Here is a 19,002-nt window from a genome sequence, read left to right as displayed (position 1 = left end):
CGTCAGCCGCGCAGCTTCGCCTCCGCCCGCGCCATATAGTCGCGAGTGATCGGCAATGCGGTGCGCGAACGTGAATATTGCAGCTGGTAATTGACCAGACCGCCATTGCGGAAGCTGACCAGCGATCCGGCGAGATAATAGGTCCACATCCGGTAGAAGCGATCGTCGTACAGCGCGACGACCTGGTCCCTCGCCGCGACCACGCGGTCGTACCATGCCTGGAGCGTATAGGCATAATGGAGCCGCAGCACCTCGACATCGGTGAGGAAGAAGCGCAGCCCTTCATGCGCGCGCAGGATTTCCGACAGGGCGGGGATGTAGCCGCCGGGAAAGATATATTTCGCGGTGAACGCGTCGGTGACACCCGGCGCGCCCGCGCGGCCGATCGTGTGCAGCAGCATCACGCCGTCGTCGGTCATCAGTTCGCGGCACTTGCGGAAGAAGGTGCGGTAATGCGCGGTGCCGACATGCTCGAACATGCCGACCGACACGATCCGGTCGAACTGGCCGGTGACATGGCGATAGTCGATCAGTTCGAACCTCACCTTGTCGGCGACCCCCGCCGCGTCCGCGCGGCGGCGGGCGACCTTCAGCTGCTCCTCCGACAGGGTGATGCCCAGCACCTCCGCGCCGGTCTTTTCGTGGAGGTACAGCGCCATGCCACCCCATCCGCAGCCGATATCGATCACCTTCATCCCCGGCGCGAGCGCGAGCTTGGCCGCGATATGCGCCTTCTTGTCGAGCTGCGCCTGTTCCAGCGTGTTCGACGGATCGGTGAAATAGGCCATGGAATATTGGCGATCGGCGTCGAGAAACAGGTCGTAGAGCCGATCCGACAGGTCGTAATGGTGCGCGACGTTGCGCTTCGATCGCCGGGCCATGTTGATCCGGTCGAGCCGGAAGCGGACATTGTCGAAACTGCGCTTGAATGCGCCGGGGTTGAGGTTGCCGGTCGCGTCTTCCCATTTGTTGTTCGCGGTGACGAGGTGGAGCAGCGCCAGAATGTCGCCCCGTTCGATCACGATGCCGCCATCCATCCAGCCCTCCGCCGCGCCCAGTGCCGGATCGGTCAGGATGCGCCGCGCGACCGACGGTCGGGTGAAACGGATGGTGACCGGTGGAATGTCGGGGTCGGCGGCGCCGAAACTTCGCGCCGAACCGTCATGGTGGATCACGGTCAGCTCGCCACGCTTCACCGCCCGTGCGAAGAAATGATCGATCAGCGCCATCCGGTCGTTGCTAACGCCTCATGGTCGCTTCGCAAGCGCGGAATCGGTACCGTCAGATGCCGGCATACCATTCATATCCCGCGACGTCCTCCCAATAGCCGCCCTTGCCCCGGCCGATCGCGCCCAACGACGCCGCCGCCTCGATCCGCATGATGTACTTGGCCTGTTTATAGCCCAGATGCCGTTCCGCGCGCAGCCGCACCGGCGCACCGTTGGCGACCGGCAGGATGCGGTCGTTCATCGCCCAGGCGAGGATGGTCTGGGGATGCAGCGCATCGATCAGATCGATCGATTCATAATAGGCGCCGCCGCGCAGGCTGTCGGCGCAGTGGAACACCAGATAGCGCGCCGAATCGCGCATGCCGGCCGCGTCGAGCACGGTGGAGAGGCGCGGCCCCTGCCACTTGCCGATCGCGCTCCATCCCTCGACGCAATCGTGGCGGGTGATCTGCGCCCGCTGCGGCATGGCGCGCAGATCGGCGAGCGACAGGCGCAGCGGCCGGGCGACCAGCCCATCGACCACCAGCCGCCAGTCGGCGAACCGGTTCATCGCCAGCGCCCGATATTCGGGCGTGTCGGGATTGCGCGTGCCGTTGGAACGAAAGCGTGGCGACATGTCCGCCGCCGAAAATTCGCGGGCGAGCGCGTTGCGGTCCATGATCGCGCGCTGAAGGCTGCGATGCACCGCCTCCGCCTTGAACAGCCAGTCGCGCCCCGCCTCGCTGCTGCCGACGGCGTCGCACCCGGCGAGCAGGCCACCAGCGCCGGTGAGGAGCAGTCCGCGTCGGGTGATCAGGCTCATTCTGGGACCCTCCACCGGCCAGTGATCATCGATCGCACCTCGTTGACCGGGCCGGCCAGGATCACCAGCGCCAGATGCACGACGATGAACGCCGCCAGCGCCACCGCCGCGATGAAATGGAGCGAGCGCGCGCTCTGCCGCCCGCCGAACAGATCGAGCAGCCACGGCCAGGCCGCGTCCATCCCCGGCGACATGGTGAGCCCGGTCAGGATCACCAGCGGGATCAGGATGAAGATGACCGCGACATAGGCCAGTTTCTGAAAGACATTATAGGCGCGCGGATCGTTCGCATCGTGAAATTCGAACCGCGCATGCGCCTTTGCGTCGGCGATCAGATGCGCGGGTGCCAGTTCCTTTGCGCGGACGCGCAGATCGCGCTGGAAATGCCGGTTGATCAGGCTGATGACCATGAAGGCGAGCAGGCCAAATCCGAGCACCAGCGCGAAGCTGAGGTGCCAGCGGCGGGCCAGGGCGAGATTGTAATTGGACGGGATGGTCAGCCATCCCGGCACCCGCCCGCTGTCGAACAGCCAGATCAGCTTGAACCAGGGCCGGTCGAAATTCGCGCCATATTCGCCCCAATACAGCTGTCCGTGCGCGTTGAGGATCATCAGCCCGCTGCCCAGCAGGATGATCACGCAAAGCGCGTTCACCCAATGCCAGATGCGGGTCGGCAACGCGTGGCGATCGATCGTTTCGGGCGGCGCGCTATCGTCGCCATCGGCAGCTTCGGTCACTGGGAGCTCCTCCCGGGGTTCGCGGCCAGCCTAATGCGCGGATCGCGCGATGGATAGGGCGCGATCAGCCATAGGCGCGCAGGAAGAAGACCAGCGTGGTTCCCGCCGTCACCAGCAACGTCCAAGCCCGCACCAGCGCGGGCGACATGCGCTTTCCGACGATCGCGCCCGCCCAGCCGCCGATCGCCGCCCCGGCGAGCATCGGCAGACATGCGCGCCAATCGACCATCGCGAACGCGACGAACACGATCGCAGCGGCCAGATTGGCGATCGCCAGCATGAGCGTGCGGACGGCGAACAGCTCGCGCGGCTGGATGTTGGCCAGCAGCCCGTAGATCGCCGTGGTCATCAGCCCGACCCCGCCACCGAAATATCCGCCATAGACGCCGAGCAGCGACTGCGCCCCGATCAGCGAGCGGCGCCCGATCGTCACGCGCGCGTGCAGCCAGTCGGCGGCGCGCCTGCCGAACAGCATCACCGCGAGCGCGAACAGCAGCAGCCAGGGAATGATGACGTCGAACATGTCGCTGGGCGTCAGGACGAGCAGCATGCTGCCCGCCAGCCCGGCGACGAAGGTGATGCCCGCCAGCAACCAGACCGAAAGTCCTGCGACCGGCGCCAGTTCGTCGCGAAAGCCCCATGCGCTCGCCCCGGCGCCGGGCAGCAGCGCGAAGTTCGAGGTGGCGTTGGCGATGTTCGCCGGCAGGCCCAGCGCGATCAGCGCCGGCAGCGTCGCGAACGAACCGCCCCCCGCCAGCGCGTTCATCGTCCCGCCGACCAGGCCCGCGCCCGCGGCCAGAAGAAGCTGCCCCCAATCCATCCGCGCCTCTTGCGCCGGACGCACCGCCACGACAAGGCCGCTTCGTACAGCAGGGGAGGCGCGGCGTGAGGCTGGATCTGGTCGATGTGTTCGGGGCGACGGGCAATAGCGGCAATCCGCTGGCGGTCGTGCATGACGCCGGGGCGATGGACGCCGATGCGATGCTGGCGCTCACCCGCTGGATCGGTTTTTCAGAGACTACCTTTCTCGTCCCCGCCACCGATCCCGGGGCCGATTATCGCGTCCGCATCTTCTATCCGGCCGGCGAACTGCCCTTTGCCGGCCATCCCACGCTCGGCACCTGCCATGCCTGGCTCGCCGCCGGGGGCAGGCCCCGTGATCCCCGGCGGATCGTCCAGCAATGCGGCGCGGGACTGGTCGAACTGTCGCGCGCGGGCGACCGGCTCGCCTTTCGCGCCCCGCCGCTGGTGCGATCGGGCGCGTTGAGCACGGCGGAACGGGATGAGGCAGCGCGCCGCGTGGGAGTGCCGGTCGAGGCGATCGCCGATGCCGTCCATGCCGACAACGGCCCGGGGTGGCAGCTGCTGCGGCTGCATTCGGTGGAGGCGCTGATGGCGATCGATCCGCCCGCCCGCGCGCCGGCCGGCACGAATATCGGCCTGATCGCGCCCTGCCCCGCCGGCGGCGCGCTGGCGTTCGAACTGCGGGTGTTCTTCACCGACGATCGCGGACGCATGGTGGAGGATCCGGTGACCGGCAGCCTCAACGCCGCCGCCGCGCAATATCTGTTCGCCAGCGGCCTTGCGACGGGCGCCTATCGCGCTGCGCAGGGCCGTGCGACCGGCCACGACGGCCTGATCGATGCCCGCATCGACGCGAATGGCGATGTGTGGATCGGCGGCCGCACCGCGACGGTCGCGGCGGGTGCGCATCTGCGCTGATCCGGGCGTCGAGCCCCGCGATCAGCGCAGATGCGGCGCGATCCAGCGGGCGGCGTCCTGCAACACCGAATCCATATGCGCGCCGCCGGCGCGGTCGCACATGAAATGGTCGTAATCCGCATATTCGCGATAGTCGGTATCCGCCTTGCCAGCCGCCAGCAGCAGGTCCCGGCCGGCGCGCGCGGTGGCCACCGGCGAGGATTGATCGCGCGCGCCGTGGATCAACAGGACGGGCGCCGGTGACCGGGCCAGACTGCGCGCCGGCACCACGTCCATGGCGTCCGCCCACCATCGGTAGCTGAGGCCCGCCCAGCGTTCCTGACCGGTCGGTCGCGCCCGTGCGGCGGCGAAAATCGCGGGCGCCTGCGCCGCCATGTCCGGCGGCACCGCCGCGCGGATGAGGTCACCCACCGGCACGCCAGCGCCCGACGAGAGGATGACGACCGCCGCCGTTTCCGGGATCAGCGGCGCGACGAGCGCGGCGACGGCGCCCCCTTCCGACCCGCCAAAGATCACGATCCGGCCGTTCCACCACGCCTGTCGCCGCAGATCGGCAATCACTCGCAACACGTCCTCGACGCGCCCGCTCAGCGTATAGCGGTCCCAATAGGTCTGGGAGCACCCCTCGACGCGCGGGCCAGGGGTCGATGATTCCGCTCCGACCTTGTCGATCAGGATCGTCCGGGCGCCCGGGACGAGCAGCCGTCCGGCATGGGCGAGGTTGGGCTTTTCCGCCACCGGCTCGCACCCCGTCCCCTGCATCACCAGGATCGCCGGCGATCGCGCGGGCGCGCCATCGGCATTCTCGACCGACCAGTGGATAGCGGTGCCGTCCGGGCGCGGGGTATCGTGGCGCTCCGCCACGGGAACGGCGCCCGTGGTCAGCAGCAATGGCAGCAAAGCGAGGATCATGCCCCGACGCTAACTGGTGCGATCGACCGCCGCAATCAGCCCAGCGCCGCCTGTTTCTCTTCCGCCAGCCGGTCCAGTTCCGCGCGCGACTTCTTTTCGGACGCGGTTTTCAGCTGGCCGCACGCGGCGTCGATGTCGCGGCCGCGCGGGGTGCGTGCCGGGGCCGAGATGCCGGCGCCGAACACGATCTCCTGAAACCGTGCGATCCGCTCGGGCGTCGAACATTCATAGGGCGCGCCGGGCCAGGGGTTGAAGGGGATGAGGTTCACCTTCGCCGGCAGCTTGTATGCCTTGATCAGGCGGACCAGCTCGCGTGCGTCGTCGTCGCTGTCGTTCTTGTCGCGCAGCATCACATATTCAAAGGTGATGCGACGCGCATTGTTCGCGCCGGGATAGTCGGCGCATGCCTGAAGCAGTTCCTCAAGCCCGAACTTGCGGTTGAGCGGCACGATCTCGTCGCGCACCTCCTTGGTGACGGCGTGCAGCGACACGGCGAGGTTCACGCCGATCTCTTCGCCGGCGCGCGCCATCATCGGCACCACGCCGCTGGTCGACAGGGTGATCCGCCGCTTCGACAGGGCGAGGCCGTCGCCGTCCATCACGATCTTGAGCGAATCGCGGACATTGTCGAAATTATAGAGCGGTTCGCCCATCCCCATCATCACGATGTTGGTGAGCATCCGCCCCTCGGGCTGGCTGGGCCATTCGCCCAGCGCGTCGCGCGCGAGCATCACCTGACCGACAATCTCGCCCGGCTCCAGATTGCGGACGAGGCGCATCGTGCCGGTGTGGCAGAAGCGGCAGTTGAGCGTGCAGCCGACCTGGCTCGACACGCACAGCGTGCCGCGATCCGCGTCGGGAATGAACACCATCTCGTAATCCTGCCCGTCGTCCGACCGGAGCAGCCATTTGCGGGTGCCGTCGCGCGACACCTGTGCCTCGACCACCTGGGGGCGGGAGATGACGAACCGCTGCGCCAGCCAGGGCTGCATCGCCTTCGAGATGTCGGTCATCAGCGAAAAATCGGTGACACCGCGATTGTAGATCCAGTGCCACAGCTGCTTGGCGCGCAGCTTCGCCTGCTTCGGTTCGAGCTGGCTGGTCTCCAGCGCCATGCGCAGATCGTGCTTCGACAGGCCCAGCAGGTCGATCCGCCCGTCGGCGCGCGGCTTCAGGCTGCGCGGAACGGGGACGGGGTCGATATGCCCGGGAATGGGCATGCGTCCGATCTGCCCGTCACCGGGCGGGGGAGGCGCCGAAACTGTCTGCATCGCGCGCCTATAGTCGAAATCGCGGGGCAATTCCACTCCCCGCCCATCCCGGGGGAGCCACGGCCCGCCGCGCGCGGGTTGCGACCGCTGGGCATGGCTGAAACCTTGGGCCGCTTTTCGCAACTATCCGGAGCAACATGTTGATCAAGCTGACCCACGCGGCCCTGCTGGCCGGTGCCGTTCTCGTTTCCCCCGCCTTCGCTCAGACTGCCGCGCCCGCTGCGCCGGCGCCCGCCGCCACGCCCGCGAGCGTGAGCGACGCTGAAGTGAAGATGTTCGCGAAGGCCGCGATCGCCGCCGACAAGGTTCAGAAGGACGCGTCGATCGGCGCGGCGGACAAGCCGCAAAAGCTGGCCGATGCGGTCAAGGGCGCGGGCCTGGAACCCACCCGGTTCAACGAAATCGCCAACGCCTCCGATGCCGATCCCGCGCTGCGCACCAAGATCCGCGAAGCGCTCGTCGCCGAGCAGCAGGCGCAGATGAGCGCGGCGCCGGCGACTCCCGCCACGCCGGGCGCACCCGCCACCGCGACGACGCCGAAGGCGCCGGCCGAACCGGCCACTCCGGCCGCCCAGCCGACTCCGGCGCCGACACCCAAGGCCGGCTGACCGTTCCGGGCTGCGTCAGCCGCTGCGGCGGGCGCAGCCCATCGCCGCCGCGTCGATCGCGGTCGCCGCGCCCTTGAGCGCATAGGTATCGGCGAACGCGCCCCCGCCGCGCGCCAGGCTCTCCACGCTCATGCTGCGCCCGGAGCGCATCGCGGTCACGATCGCGATGTCGGTCCGCGCATCAGGCGCCCATGCGTCGCTCGGCCCGGCGATCAGTTCGAACCGGCGCTCGCCAATCGCCAGCGTTACCTTCGCACGCGGGTCGCGCGGGCGGCTGAGATGCACATATAGCTGATTGCGCGCGCCGCTGCGGGGCCAGTTGGCGACGCTGGCGAACGCCCCCCCCTCACCCCGCACCGGGCGGGCGATGGCAAAGCAGCGTGCCGGCGCAGCATCGCGGAACGCTCCCCAGCTGTCGAACACGCCAAGCGATTCGCGCCCCTGCGCCTGTGCCGCCAGCGCGATCGCGATCAACAGCGCGATCATGCCGGCGCCCGCCCGGTGCCGGTGTGGATCACGCACTCGCCCCGGTTTTCGATCATCACCACCGACCCCTGGGGCAGGCCGTCAGCGATCGGCGTGCCGAATTCGGGGTGGCTGTCCTGCCGCGTCATGATGCCGCGCAATACCCGGCTGGAGATGCCATGCATCACCACCAGACGGTCGCCCGGATCGTCGTCCGTGTCGGCCAGCCAGCCGGCGACGCGGGTCGCGATCTGGGCATAGGTTTCGCCGTCCGGCGCCGGACGCAGCAATCCGCCGGCGACGACCACCGGCCCGACCTCATCGACAAGGTCGGCATAATAGCGGCCGCCCCAGCCGCCCATGGCGATTTCGGTCAGCCGCCCGTCCCGCCGCGCGTCGTGCCAGTCGAGGTCCAGATGTTCCGCGATCACCGCCAGCGTCTGCAACGCGCGCTCGGTGTCCGACGCCCACAGCGTAAGCGCGGGCCGCGCGCCGAGCCGGTCGCGCAGCGCTCGCCCCATCTCATCCGCCTGGGCGAAGCCGGCACGCGTCAGGGGGGTATGGGCATGATCGCCCTGCAACCGCCGCGCGGCATTGAACACCGTTTCGCCGTGCCGGGCGATGAAGTCGCGACCCTTGCGTGCCATTCCCGACAGCTAGGGCCGGCTGTGGCGCAAAAGCAACGGTTTTCCGCGTTTATTTGGGGTTCATGCAACATCGGGCCGGCCGACGCATTGAGCTGGTCCCCGCCCGAAACGGCGGTTTTGTACAGGAGTAACCGATGCGTAATCTCATTCTCGCCGCGCTCGCCGCAGGCACTCTCGCCACCCCGGCTCTCGCCCAGGACGCGACCCCCTTTTCGGGTCCGCGCGGCGAAGGCGTGGTCGGCTGGGACCATCTGAGCGACGATAACGGCACCCCGTCCAGCTCGAGCAGCGGCGTCGTCTATGGCGGCGCGCTGGGCTATGACGTCCGTTCGGGCAACACGGTGTTCGGCCCGGAGGTCGAACTGACCGGCGCGAGCACCGATACCCGCACCCCCAGCCTGGCGGTCGCGGGCGACGAGTTCAAGCTAGACGCCGGCCGCGATCTCTATGCCGGCGTGCGCGCCGGCGTGGTGGTGGGCGATTCGACCCTGCTCTACGCAAAGGGCGGCTACACCAATGCCCGGGTCGACTATCGCTACACCAATGGCGCGGTGACCATCGCCGACGGCCGCAACATGGACGGCTGGCGCGTGGGCGCGGGCGTCGAGCAGCAGCTGGGCGGCAAGGTCTATCTGAAGGGCGAATACCGCTATTCGGACTATGGCAAGTTCAAGGGGTACAACGCCAGCGTCGACCGGAATCAGGTGGTCGCCGGGATCGGCGTGCGCTTCTGAAGTGGCCGCCATCCACAAATGATGCACATCGAAGGGCCGGAGCCGCTTGCTCCGGCCCTTTTTGACGTTAAGGATGACTCGAACTTCCGACGGCATTCCATCGCCGTCTGAATATGGGCGGCCGCCCGGGGGTTTGAAAAACGACATGAAAGCGACGATCGAACGCGCAACGCTGCTCAGGGGTCTCAGCCACGTCCAGTCCGTGGTCGAGCGGCGCAATACCATTCCCATCCTGTCCAACGTCCTGATCGACGCATCGGGCGATGGATCGATCCGCCTGATGGCGACCGATCTGGATCTCCAGATCGATGAGACCGTCGCCGCGGCGGTGGACCAGCCGGGTGCGACGACCGTCCCGGCCCACACGCTGTTCGACATCGCCCGCAAGCTGCCCGAGGGCGCGCAGGTCGAGCTGTCCGCTGCGGAAGGCAAGATCAAGATCGTCGCCGGGCGCGCGAAGTTCGAACTCGGCACGCTGCCGCGCGACGACTTTCCGGTGATCGCGGAGGGCGAACTGCCAACCGTGTTCGAGCTGCCCGCCGAAACGCTCAAGCAGATCATCGACAAGACGCGGTTCGCGATCTCGACCGAGGAAACGCGCTATTATCTGAACGGCATTTTCCTTCACGTCGCCGACGAGACGCTGAAGGCGGCGGCGACCGACGGCCATCGCCTGGCCCGCGTCACCGTCGCGCGGCCGGACGGCGCCGACGGCATGCCCGACGTGATCGTGCCGCGCAAATGCGTCGCGGAACTGCGCAAGCTGCTCGACGAGGTGGACGGATCGGTCGGCGTTTCGCTGTCGGGTTCGAAAATCCGCTTCGACCTGGGCGCGGCGATCCTGACGTCGAAGCTGATCGATGGCACCTTCCCCGACTATAGCCGCGTCATCCCGACCGGGAACGACAAGATCCTGAAGATCGATCCCAAGAGCTTCATGGAGGGCGTCGATCGCGTTTCGACCATCGCGACCGAAAAGACGCGCGCGGTGAAGATGGCGCTCGATCGCGACCGGATCACCCTGTCGGTGACCAGCCCCGACAACGGCACTGCGGCCGAGGACGTGCCGGGCGATTATGCCGCCCAGCCGTTCGAAATCGGGTTCAACTCGCGCTACCTGATGGACATTCTGGGGCAGGTCGAGGGCGATCTGGTCGAGGTGCATCTGGCCGACGCCGCCGCGCCGACGCTGATCCGCGAGAATGACAAGTCGCCCGCGCTCTATGTGCTGATGCCGATGCGGGTCTAGGGGCGCCCCCCCTTGCGTCGGTCCGTGTAATCACTTATTTACACGACTGTCAGTAAGGAGGGTCGGATATGGCGACTCAAGCAATCGACTGGGGCAAGCCCCGCCGCCGCGAATGGGGGACGGCGCTGCGCGCGTTGCGCCGCCTGCTCGCCAATGGCGAGGATACGGTGCAGGTGTTCCGCATCATGCGCGCGCTCAACGGCGACATTGCCGGGCGCAACTACCGCAAGCTGCTGCTGACGCCTGAGGGCGGACGGCTCGCCTATCGGCGCATCGAACTCGCCGATCGGTTTTCGGACCGCGCCTGGATCGATTCGCTCCCCGACGGCAGCGTGGGCGCGGCATATCGCGCCTTTCTGGACCGCACCGGCTATTCGGCGCAGGGGCTGGCCGATGTGAGCTATGCCGATGGCGAGATCGAGCGTGGCGTCGAACATCCCCATGCATGGTTTGGCCGGCGCGAGCGGGACATCCACGATATCTGGCACGTCCTGACCGGCTATCAGGCCGACGAACCGCTGGGCGAAGCGTGCCTGGTCGCCTTTTCCTACGCGCAGACCGGCGGCCTTGGCTGGGCGTTCATCGCGGTCGGCGCCGCGCTGAAGAGCCTGAAGATCACCGGCCGGCGCACCTTCATGCGCGCGGTTCGCGAAGGCTATCGTCACGGCAAGCGCGCGGCATGGCTGTCCGGCGAGGATTATGAGCGGCTGATGACCGAACCGCTCGACGCCGCGCGCGCGCGCCTGGGGATCGCGGACCCGGTCGTCTATCGGCAGGCGCAGCGCGAGCTGACCGAAGCGGGGCTGATCGGCATCTGATCGCGGCGGCTTTCGCGCGAACGGCGCGCGCGATAGAGAGGCGGCGCATGGCCCTTACCCGCCTCGTCCTGACCGATTTCCGCAACCATGAAGACGCGGTGCTGGCGCCCGGCCCCGGCTTTGTCGTGCTGGCCGGCGACAATGGCGCGGGCAAGACCAACATCCTCGAGGCGGTGTCGCTGCTCAGCCCCGGTCGCGGCCTGCGCCGTGCGCCGCTGTCGGACATGGCGCGACAGGGCGGACCGGGGGGCTTTGCCGTTGCCGCGACCCTGGCCGCAGGCGTGGAGATCGGGACCGGCACCCAGGCCGAAGCGCCCGACCGCCGCATCGTCCGTGTCAACGGCGCGGCGGCGGCGGCGACGGCGCTGGCCGAATCGCTCACCGTGCTGTGGCTGACCCCGGCGATGGACCGGCTGTTCGTCGAACCGGCGGGGGAGCGCCGCCGTTTTCTCGATCGGCTCACGCTGGCGCTGGCACCCGGCCATGCCCACCACACCACCCGCTATGAAGCGGCGATGCGCGAGCGCAACCGGCTGCTCGGCGCCGAAATGCCCGCCGACCCCGACTGGCTCACCGCGCTGGAGGCGCGCATGGCCGACCATGGCGCGGCGATCGACGCGGCGCGGCGGGACGCGGTCGCGACGCTGGCCGCACGGCTGGCGGATCAGCCGGAGGGGCCGTTCGCGCGCGCCGGCCTGTCGCTGGCGGGCGAGGCGTGTGACGACCTGGCGGCGCAGCTGCGCGCCGGCCGGTCGCGCGACGCGGCGGCGGGCCGAACGCTGAGCGGCCCGCACCGGCAGGACCTGTCGGTGGTTCATCTCGAAAAGCGCCAGCCGGCGCATCTGTGCTCCACCGGCGAGCAAAAGGCACTGCTGCTCGGCATCGTCCTCGCCCATGCCGAACTGGTCGCCGACCGGGTCGGCCGGCACCCCATTCTGCTGCTGGACGAAGTTGCCGCGCATCTCGACCCGAGCCGCCGCGCGGCGCTGTTCGAGCGGCTGGCCGGCCGGGGGCAGACATGGATGACCGGAACCGAGGCGGCGCTGTTCGACGCGGTCCCCGCGCCGGCGACCCGGTTCCGCGTCGCCGGCGGCGCGCTGTTTCGGGAGGCCTGAGCGCCCGCCCTGCATCGCCCGACCGTCATCACCACGGGGGTGACGATCGGTCGGTCGAACCGTCCGGGTTGAACTTTGCGGCCCGGGGTGCGTAGTCGGGGCAGACGCAGATCCGGAGCATCGATGACCAGAGCCACGCCCGCCAAGCTCGAAATCCGCAACGCCACGACCGCCGATATCCCCGGCATTCTGGCGCTGACCCGCAAGACGTATCGCAATGTCGAGAATTACACCTCCGGCATGATCCGGGGGCATATCAACAACTATCCCGATGGCGTGTTCGTCGCGCTCTATGAGGGCGAGGTGGTCGGCTATTGCGCGGCCAGCCGCATCGACGAAGAGGTCGCGCTTGCCCCGCACGACTGGGAATCGATCACCGGCAACGGGTTCGGCAGCCGCCACGATCCGACCGGAGACTGGCTCTATGGCTATGAGATGGTGGTCGCGTCGAAACAGCGCGGCCTGCGCATCGGCAAGCGGCTGTACGATGCGCGGCGGATGCTGGTCGAGCGGCTCGACCTGAAGGGTATCGTGTTCGGCGCACGCATGCCCAATTTCCGCCGCTCGATCGCCCGGGTGTCGGGGCCTGCCGACTATGTCGAGAAAGTGGTCGAGGGCGAGCTGCGCGATCCGACCATCGGGTTCCAGATCGCCAACGGCTTTCGCCCGATCGGCGTGCTCCCCGACTATCTGCCGGAGGACAAGCCGTCGGGCGGGCATGCCGCACACATGGTCTGGCGCAACCCCTATGTCGATCCGGACGAGCCGCCGACACACCGGGTGCCGCGCGACATCGAAAGCGTCCGGCTGGCCACCGTCCAGCTTCAGGCACGCGCGGTCGCCGACTTCGAGGAGTTCATGCGCAATGTCGAATATTTCGTCGATGTCGCGTCGAACTATCGCGCCGATTTCGTCGTGTTCCCCGAACTTTTCACCCTGTCGCTGCTGTCGTTCGAACCGCACGACCTGACCCCGGCCCAGGCGCTGGACAAGCTGACCGGGTGGCGCAAGCCGCTGGTCGATCGGCTGTCGGACATGGCGCTGTCCTACAACGTCAACATCATCGGCGGGTCGCATCCCACCTATACCGACGATGGCGAGATCCAGAACGTCGCCTATGTCTGCCTGCGCGACGGATCGGTACATGCACAGGAAAAGATCCATCCGACCCCGGACGAAGCCTATTGGTGGAAGATCAAGGGCGGCGACGGCGTCGATGTGATCCAGACCGATTGCGGGCCGATCGGCGTGCTGATCTGTTACGACAGCGAATTTCCCGAACTCGCCCGCCGGCTGGTGGACGAGGGCGCGCGGATGATCTTCATTCCCTTCTGCACCGACAGCCGTCAGGGCTATATGCGCGTGCGCTATTGCGCCCAGGCGCGGGCGATCGAAAACCAGTGTTTCGTGGTGATGAGCGGCAATGTCGGCAACCTGCCCGGCGTCGAGAATATGGACATCCAATACGCGCAGAGCTGCATCCTCACCCCGTGCGACTTCCCGTTCGCGCGCGACGGCATCGCGGCCGAGGCGAGTGAGAATATCGAGACGCTGACGATCGCCGACGTGAACCTGGCCGACCTCACATGGGCGCGGGCGGAAGGCACCGTGCGCAACCTCAACGATCGCCGGTTCGACCTCTACCGGATCGACTGGACGCAAAGCCCGCGCGGCGAGCAGCAGATGCCGATCGGCCACGGCCATGAAAAGAAGGGGCCGGGCGGCGGCTGAACGGGCGGCTTTAAGGCGTATTTCGCTTCCGTTACAGGGCCGACGACCCTATATGCTGGGCATGGCTTCCGACGACACGAACACGCCCTCCGGCACCCCCGCTCCCCGCTCCAATCAGAACAGCTACGGCGCCGAGAGCATCAAGGTTCTCAAGGGCCTGGATGCGGTGCGCAAGCGGCCGGGCATGTATATCGGCGACACCGACGACGGGTCGGGCCTGCACCATATGGTGTTCGAGGTGAGCGACAATGCGATCGACGAGGCGCTGGCCGGCCATTGCGACCGCATCATCATCCAGCTGAACGCCGACGGATCGGTCAGCGTCGAGGATAATGGCCGCGGTATTCCGACCGGCATCCACCCGGAAGAAGGGGTGAGCGCGGCCGAGGTCATCATGACCCAGCTGCACGCCGGCGGAAAGTTCGAGAATACGTCCGACGACAATGCGTACAAGGTGTCGGGCGGCCTGCACGGGGTCGGCGTTTCGGTCGTCAACGCGCTTTCCGAATGGCTGGACCTCAACATCTGGCGCGACGGTGAGGAGCATTATATGCGCTTCCGCCATGGCGACGCCGAAGCGCCGCTCAAGGTGATCGGCCCCGCCGACGGCAAGAAGGGAACGCGCGTCACCTTCCTCGCCAGCCCGGCGACGTTCAAGATCACCGAATATGATTTCGAGAAGCTGGAGCACCGCTACCGCGAGCTCGCCTTTCTGAACTCCGGCGTGCGCCTGTTCCTGCGCGACGCACGGCATGAGGAGGTGAAGGAGGTCGAGCTGTTCTACGAGGGCGGGATCGCCGCCTTCGTCAAATGGCTCGATCGCAACAAGACCGCGCTGATGCCCGATCCGATCGCCATCACCGGCACCCGCGACGACGTCACCATCGACGTCGCGCTGGAGTGGAACGACAGCTATTATGAAAACGTCCTCTGCTTCACCAACAACATTCCACAGCGCGATGGCGGCACCCATCTCGCCGCGTTCCGCGCGGCGCTGACCCGCACGCTCAACAACTATGCCGACAAGTCCGGACTATTGAAGAAGGAGAAGGTCTCCCTCACCGGCGACGACATGCGCGAGGGGCTGACCGCGATCGTCAGCGTCAAGCTGCCCGATCCGAAATTCTCGTCGCAGACCAAGGACAAGCTGGTCAGCAGCGAGGTGCGCCAGCCGCTCGAAAGCCTGATGGCCGACAAGCTGGCCGAATGGCTGGAAGAAAATCCCGGCCCGGCCAAGACGATCGTCCAGAAGATCATCGACGCCGCCGCCGCCCGCGAAGCCGCGCGCAAGGCGCGCGAGCTGACCCGGCGCAAGGGCGTGATGGACATCGCCTCGCTGCCCGGCAAGCTCGCCGATTGTCAGGAGCGCGATCCCGCCAAGTCGGAACTGTTCCTGGTCGAGGGTGACTCGGCCGGTGGTTCGGCCAAGCAGGGCCGCGACCGGCATTTCCAGGCGATCCTGCCGCTGCGCGGCAAGATCCTGAACGTCGAGCGTGCGCGGTTCGACCGGATGCTGTCCAGCCGGGAGATCGGCACGCTGATCCAGGCGATGGGGACGGGTATCGGCCGCGACGACTTCAACCTGGAAAAGCTGCGCTATCACAAGATCGTCATCATGACCGACGCCGATGTCGACGGCGCGCATATCCGCACGCTGCTGCTGACCTTCTTCTATCGCCAGGTACCCGAGATCATCGAGGCGGGGCATCTCTTCATCGCCCAGCCCCCGCTGTACAAGGCGACGCGGGGCCGGTCCGAAGTCTATCTGAAGGACGATGGCGCGCTCGACGACTATCTGGTCGAGGCCGGGGTCGCCGCGAACCGGCTGGAAACGGCGGAGGGGCCGCGCTTCGGCGAGGATCTGACCGCGCTTGTCGAACATGCCCGGCGCATGAAGACACTGATGCGCTACGTCCCACGCCGCTATGATCCCGCGATCATCGAGGCGCTGGCGCTGGGCGGCGCGCTCGACCCGACGGCGACGCGCGAGCAGCGCGCGGAGCGGCTTGCGGCGGTGACGAAGCGGCTCGACATGACCGATGCCGACGCCCGCTGGACCGCCCGCGTGACCGAGGAGGGCGGCTTTCATTTCGAGCGGCTGTGGCGCGGCGTGACCGACCATCACATCATCGAGGCCGCGTTCCTCGCCTCGGCCGAGGGGCGCAAGCTCCATACGCTCGCCGCCGAACAGGCCGTCAGCTACGCGCAGATCGCCAGGCTGGTCTCGATCAAGGCGGCGCAGGCGGAAGAAACCACCCCGGCGCCCGCCGAAGGGGAGGAGGATGTTCCCGCGCCGGTCGCAAAGGGCGAAACGCTGGTCGCGCGACCGTCCGAACTGCTCGATGCGATCCTGGCCTCCGGCCGCAAGGGACTGTCGATCCAGCGCTACAAGGGGCTGGGCGAAATGAACGCCGAGCAATTGTGGGAAACCACGCTCGATCCGCAGAACCGGTCGATGCTTCAGGTCGCGATCGACCAGGCCGACGTCGCCGACGAGATCTTCACGCGCCTGATGGGCGATGTCGTCGAACCGCGCCGCGAGTTCATTCAGGAAAATGCGCTGAGCGTCGCCAATCTCGACGTCTGATCGCGGATTCTGAAATAAACCGATTGCGTGTCTACAGTAAGTGATTGCGTGTCTAAAAACGGCAATTGCGTGGATATCTTTTGACGGACTGTAGTCGGCGACAACGACATTGTGGGCACCGTCGCCCGCGTAGGCTGGGGTCATGACGCGCGCTCGTGGAGGTCTCGAGGTGAAGCTGTCTCTTCACCGTTGGCCTAATCCCTTCGGACAGGTGGCCCTTCACCTTCCGTTCCGTCGGCCGAGGCACTTTTGGAGCCGAAGGGCGTTCGCTCGGATTGGGCGCCCGCGCTGTTAGAGGCAGGCGCCTGAGGCTCAGCCAGCGGCAGCTACCGGCTCCTCCAGGTCGTTTGCGGCGAGCCGGCGTAGCAACTCCGCGCCGCGCGCGAGGCCCTTGGCCACGTTCGTCTTCGGTCGGCCCGGCCGGTAGTCCATCCCGTCCGGATCGAAACTCGTCAGCCCCATCTCGCTAACCTGGCGCGCGAGCAGGAACGGTCGGCGGCGTGGATCGGCCCAGACCGAGCAGTCGGTCTTGACGTGGACGATCCGGTCGCGGTGCATCCCCACGAGGATCCGCTTGGGGCCTTCCGCCTCGCGTCCGGGCTCGAACACCAGGTGGACGTGGTCGGCGTCGAACTGGTCGGAGGCAGCCTTCGCGATCGAACCGAGCTTCAGCAGGTTGACCGAGGCGCCGCCGGTGATCACCACCGGCGCCGTCTGCTGGGTCATCATCGCCCGGAGGGGGTCGGCGATGGCGCGCATGGCTGCGATAACGCCTGAATCTGACGCTTGCCGTTGTCATCGAACATTCGTTATCTCCTTCGTCCGCACATCAGCGGAGCGCTTTTCCCCTCCCGTCGAGAGCGCACTGAAGGCGTCAAGCACGGTGTATGTGCACTGCCCCCTGCCCGAGGGACGATGGTTCGGCGACACGGCGTGCCGTGCGGCGATCAGGTTAGCGGGCAGCGCGAGCCCAACTGCGCCCGTTGGGACGCGGCGTCGGCGATCAGGCGGCCGCCGCATCGAGGGTGTGCACCTCGATGCAGCTGCCGGCCGTGGCCTTCCTCGCGGCGGCGACGAATCTCCGCATCGCGCGGATGGTGCCGGCTGCCAGATCCGCCGGGCGGCCGTGCCGCCGCTCGAGGCCGTCCGGCCCGATGGCGAAGTGAAAGGTTGCCGCTACGGCGCCGCGGTGCCAGGACGTAGCGGCCGTCGGCGTCGGTAGCAAGCGCACAGTCGTGCGTGATTTCCGCGCCGCCCTACCCGTCCGCGACCGAAACGGAGAAGCTGAGCGGCCCCATCGACTTAGACGACTTGCCGAATTCGAGCGAGACCAGGCTCCAGCCCTGCTCAAGCGCCGCGGCCAGCGCGCAGGCCTCGACCATCGATGACGGCAGTGCAACCAACGGGAGCGAAGTATCTCGCGATGGCCTGTGTGTTCTCGAACACCGTGTCCAACCGGCGCGGTGTTCAAGACGTCGGTTGCGGCTTCGGTCCGATAACTGTTCGCTCGATGGCTGCGAAGCGGATCAAAACAATCTTGCTCGCCGCTCCCCCTGCCGCATAAGTCGATGATCGGCCCTGCAGATCGATTGCATGTGTCGGTGGGGGGAACATATGCAGCCGACCTACATGCCGATCGCTCAGATCTTCGGCGCTCAGACCAGGCATACAGTGCCGCTGTTCCAGCGCCCCTATGTCTGGTCCAAAGAGGAGCAATGGGAGCCGCTGTGGGAAGATGTGATCGGCCTTCTCGACCGGCTTGAGGCACGTCAAGGTGATGAAGCGGTCGCAAGCCACTTCCTGGGGACAATCGTTCTCGAGCAGACGCCCAACGCGACGGGCAGTCTGCCTCGGCGTGAGGTGATCGACGGGCAGCAACGTCTGACGACACTGCAGATCCTGCTGAAGGCGTCCGAGCACGCTCTCGCCGAAGTTGAGGCGGGCATCGATGGCGATGACGCTGGTATGGTCGCCTTCGCGAAGCAGCGGTTGGGCATGCTGACTGCCAACACCGCCTATGAACCCCAGGAGAGATATAAGGTCTGGCCGACCAACGAAGACCGGGATCCCTTCCGCGCCGTTCTCGACAGCGACGCGGCGTCCGGCCCGACGGGTCAGACGACCAGAATGGCGGAAGCCTATCGGTTCTTCCGCTCGGCGGCGCTGGCTTATCTCCGGCCTGACACGGACGTTGCTAGGGCCGGGCATCGTGCTCAGCGGTTTGCCGCCGCGCTGGCGGACTATCTCAAGCTCATCGTCCTGGATCTTGACCCCAGCGACGAGCCGCAAGCGATCTTCGAAACGTTGAACGCGCACGGCACCCCACTCCTGCCGGCTGACCTGATCAAGAACTGGCTGCTCTGGGAAGCGTCGCG

19 protein-coding genes are annotated in these 19,002 nt (G+C 67.2%); 9 read left to right on the top strand and 10 right to left on the bottom strand.

Features of this window, described 5'->3' with window-relative positions; all coding sequences use genetic code 11:
- Window positions 1–2: 2 nt before the first annotated feature.
- From KF783_RS13980 to KF783_RS13965, 4 genes are all read right to left on the bottom strand, one after another.
- Window positions 3–1,229 (bottom strand): cyclopropane-fatty-acyl-phospholipid synthase family protein, encoded by a 1,227-nt coding sequence (locus tag KF783_RS13980; RefSeq protein ID WP_294080375.1) that lies wholly within the window; start codon window positions 1,227–1,229, stop codon window positions 3–5.
- A gap of 52 nt (window positions 1,230–1,281) precedes the next feature.
- A complete protein-coding gene (locus KF783_RS13975) occupies window positions 1,282–2,031 on the bottom strand; it encodes a molybdopterin-binding protein (RefSeq protein WP_294080373.1) in 750 nt (249 codons plus the stop codon).
- Entirely contained in the window at window positions 2,028–2,768 is a 741-nt protein-coding gene (locus tag KF783_RS13970; RefSeq protein ID WP_294080371.1) for a cytochrome b/b6 domain-containing protein, read from the bottom strand. Before KF783_RS13970 ends, KF783_RS13975 begins: the two co-directional genes overlap by 4 nt.
- Window positions 2,769–2,832: 64 nt before the next feature.
- Window positions 2,833–3,618: a sulfite exporter TauE/SafE family protein gene (locus KF783_RS13965; protein ID WP_294080370.1), complete on the bottom strand. Its 786-nt coding sequence runs from the start codon at window positions 3,616–3,618 to the stop codon at window positions 2,833–2,835.
- A 35-nt stretch (window positions 3,619–3,653) separates the two neighbouring features.
- Here KF783_RS13965 and KF783_RS13960 point away from each other — a divergent pair, with 35 nt between their 5' ends.
- Window positions 3,654–4,490, top strand: coding sequence for a PhzF family phenazine biosynthesis protein (locus tag KF783_RS13960; protein ID WP_294080368.1), 837 nt, complete (start codon window positions 3,654–3,656; stop codon window positions 4,488–4,490).
- A 21-nt stretch (window positions 4,491–4,511) separates the two neighbouring features.
- Here the strand turns inward: KF783_RS13960 and KF783_RS13955 are convergent, their stop codons facing one another.
- Together KF783_RS13955 and rlmN are read right to left on the bottom strand one after the other, a co-directional pair.
- On the bottom strand, window positions 4,512–5,402 hold the full coding sequence (locus KF783_RS13955) for an alpha/beta fold hydrolase (RefSeq protein WP_294080365.1): 891 nt from the start codon (window positions 5,400–5,402) through the stop codon (window positions 4,512–4,514).
- 35 nt (window positions 5,403–5,437) lie between these two features.
- Window positions 5,438–6,622, bottom strand: coding sequence for a 23S rRNA (adenine(2503)-C(2))-methyltransferase RlmN (rlmN, locus tag KF783_RS13950; RefSeq protein ID WP_366511751.1), 1,185 nt, complete (start codon window positions 6,620–6,622; stop codon window positions 5,438–5,440).
- A gap of 188 nt (window positions 6,623–6,810) precedes the next feature.
- Here rlmN and KF783_RS13945 point away from each other — a divergent pair, with 188 nt between their 5' ends.
- Window positions 6,811–7,281: a DUF4168 domain-containing protein gene (locus KF783_RS13945; RefSeq protein WP_294080359.1), complete on the top strand. Its 471-nt coding sequence runs from the start codon at window positions 6,811–6,813 to the stop codon at window positions 7,279–7,281.
- Window positions 7,282–7,296: 15 nt separating this feature from the next.
- Here the strand turns inward: KF783_RS13945 and KF783_RS13940 are convergent, their stop codons facing one another.
- Both KF783_RS13940 and KF783_RS13935 read right to left on the bottom strand, forming a co-directional pair.
- Window positions 7,297–7,767, bottom strand: coding sequence for a hypothetical protein (locus KF783_RS13940; RefSeq protein ID WP_294080357.1), 471 nt, complete (start codon window positions 7,765–7,767; stop codon window positions 7,297–7,299).
- Window positions 7,764–8,393 carry a histidine phosphatase family protein gene (locus KF783_RS13935; protein WP_294080355.1) on the bottom strand — a complete coding sequence of 210 codons (630 nt, stop codon included), beginning with the start codon at window positions 8,391–8,393 and terminating at the stop codon, window positions 7,764–7,766. Before KF783_RS13935 ends, KF783_RS13940 begins: the two co-directional genes overlap by 4 nt.
- 134 nt (window positions 8,394–8,527) lie before the next feature.
- Between KF783_RS13935 and KF783_RS13930 the strand changes: the two genes are divergently transcribed.
- The 6 genes from KF783_RS13930 to gyrB all read left to right on the top strand — a co-directional run bounded on the left by KF783_RS13930 (window position 8,528) and on the right by gyrB (window position 16,627).
- Window positions 8,528–9,127, top strand: coding sequence for an outer membrane beta-barrel protein (locus tag KF783_RS13930; protein WP_294080353.1), 600 nt, complete (start codon window positions 8,528–8,530; stop codon window positions 9,125–9,127).
- Between the two features lie 145 nt (window positions 9,128–9,272).
- Window positions 9,273–10,376 (top strand): DNA polymerase III subunit beta, encoded by a 1,104-nt coding sequence (dnaN, locus tag KF783_RS13925; protein ID WP_294080351.1) that lies wholly within the window; start codon window positions 9,273–9,275, stop codon window positions 10,374–10,376.
- A gap of 68 nt (window positions 10,377–10,444) precedes the next feature.
- Window positions 10,445–11,194, top strand: coding sequence for a Coq4 family protein (locus KF783_RS13920; protein ID WP_294080349.1), 750 nt, complete (start codon window positions 10,445–10,447; stop codon window positions 11,192–11,194).
- Window positions 11,195–11,241: 47 nt separating this feature from the next.
- On the top strand, window positions 11,242–12,309 hold the full coding sequence (gene recF, locus KF783_RS13915) for a DNA replication/repair protein RecF (protein ID WP_294080347.1): 1,068 nt from the start codon (window positions 11,242–11,244) through the stop codon (window positions 12,307–12,309).
- A 123-nt stretch (window positions 12,310–12,432) separates the two neighbouring features.
- Window positions 12,433–14,040 (top strand): bifunctional GNAT family N-acetyltransferase/carbon-nitrogen hydrolase family protein, encoded by a 1,608-nt coding sequence (locus KF783_RS13910; RefSeq protein WP_294080345.1) that lies wholly within the window; start codon window positions 12,433–12,435, stop codon window positions 14,038–14,040.
- A gap of 61 nt (window positions 14,041–14,101) precedes the next feature.
- Entirely contained in the window at window positions 14,102–16,627 is a 2,526-nt protein-coding gene (gyrB, locus tag KF783_RS13905) for a DNA topoisomerase (ATP-hydrolyzing) subunit B (RefSeq protein WP_294080344.1), read from the top strand.
- A gap of 312 nt (window positions 16,628–16,939) precedes the next feature.
- Here gyrB and KF783_RS13900 read toward each other — a convergent pair whose 3' ends face one another.
- Entirely contained in the window at window positions 16,940–17,386 is a 447-nt protein-coding gene (locus tag KF783_RS13900) for a hypothetical protein (RefSeq protein WP_294080342.1), read from the bottom strand.
- A gap of 497 nt (window positions 17,387–17,883) precedes the next feature.
- Window positions 17,884–18,009: a hypothetical protein gene (locus KF783_RS13895; RefSeq protein WP_294080340.1), complete on the bottom strand. Its 126-nt coding sequence runs from the start codon at window positions 18,007–18,009 to the stop codon at window positions 17,884–17,886.
- 232 nt (window positions 18,010–18,241) lie between these two features.
- Here KF783_RS13895 and KF783_RS13890 point away from each other — a divergent pair.
- A partial coding sequence (locus tag KF783_RS13890; protein ID WP_294080338.1) for a DUF262 domain-containing protein occupies window positions 18,242–19,002 on the top strand: 761 nt, incomplete at its 3' end.

Origin of the sequence: Sphingomonas sp., from assembly GCF_019635455.1 — a bacterium.
Classification (GTDB): Bacteria; Pseudomonadota; Alphaproteobacteria; order Sphingomonadales; family Sphingomonadaceae; genus Sphingomonas.
This window is presented reverse-complemented; position numbering and strand designations above follow the sequence as displayed.

Coding starts and splice junctions, on each gene's coding strand:
- KF783_RS13955 (WP_294080365.1), bottom strand. CDS start 5,402: ATGATCCTCGCTTTGCTGCCATTGCTGCTGACCACGGGCGCCGTTCCC.
- rlmN (WP_366511751.1), bottom strand. CDS start 6,622: ATGCCCATTCCCGGGCATATCGACCCCGTCCCCGTTCCGCGCAGCCTG.
- KF783_RS13980 (WP_294080375.1), bottom strand. CDS start 1,229: ATGGCGCTGATCGATCATTTCTTCGCACGGGCGGTGAAGCGTGGCGAG.
- KF783_RS13920 (WP_294080349.1), top strand. CDS start 10,445: ATGGCGACTCAAGCAATCGACTGGGGCAAGCCCCGCCGCCGCGAATGG.
- KF783_RS13895 (WP_294080340.1), bottom strand. CDS start 18,009: ATGGTCGAGGCCTGCGCGCTGGCCGCGGCGCTTGAGCAGGGCTGGAGC.
- KF783_RS13935 (WP_294080355.1), bottom strand. CDS start 8,393: ATGGCACGCAAGGGTCGCGACTTCATCGCCCGGCACGGCGAAACGGTG.
- KF783_RS13945 (WP_294080359.1), top strand. CDS start 6,811: ATGTTGATCAAGCTGACCCACGCGGCCCTGCTGGCCGGTGCCGTTCTC.
- KF783_RS13930 (WP_294080353.1), top strand. CDS start 8,528: ATGCGTAATCTCATTCTCGCCGCGCTCGCCGCAGGCACTCTCGCCACC.
- recF (WP_294080347.1), top strand. CDS start 11,242: ATGGCCCTTACCCGCCTCGTCCTGACCGATTTCCGCAACCATGAAGAC.
- KF783_RS13900 (WP_294080342.1), bottom strand. CDS start 17,386: ATGCGCGCCATCGCCGACCCCCTCCGGGCGATGATGACCCAGCAGACG.
- KF783_RS13940 (WP_294080357.1), bottom strand. CDS start 7,767: ATGATCGCGCTGTTGATCGCGATCGCGCTGGCGGCACAGGCGCAGGGG.
- gyrB (WP_294080344.1), top strand. CDS start 14,102: ATGGCTTCCGACGACACGAACACGCCCTCCGGCACCCCCGCTCCCCGC.
- dnaN (WP_294080351.1), top strand. CDS start 9,273: ATGAAAGCGACGATCGAACGCGCAACGCTGCTCAGGGGTCTCAGCCAC.
- KF783_RS13910 (WP_294080345.1), top strand. CDS start 12,433: ATGACCAGAGCCACGCCCGCCAAGCTCGAAATCCGCAACGCCACGACC.
- KF783_RS13975 (WP_294080373.1), bottom strand. CDS start 2,031: ATGAGCCTGATCACCCGACGCGGACTGCTCCTCACCGGCGCTGGTGGC.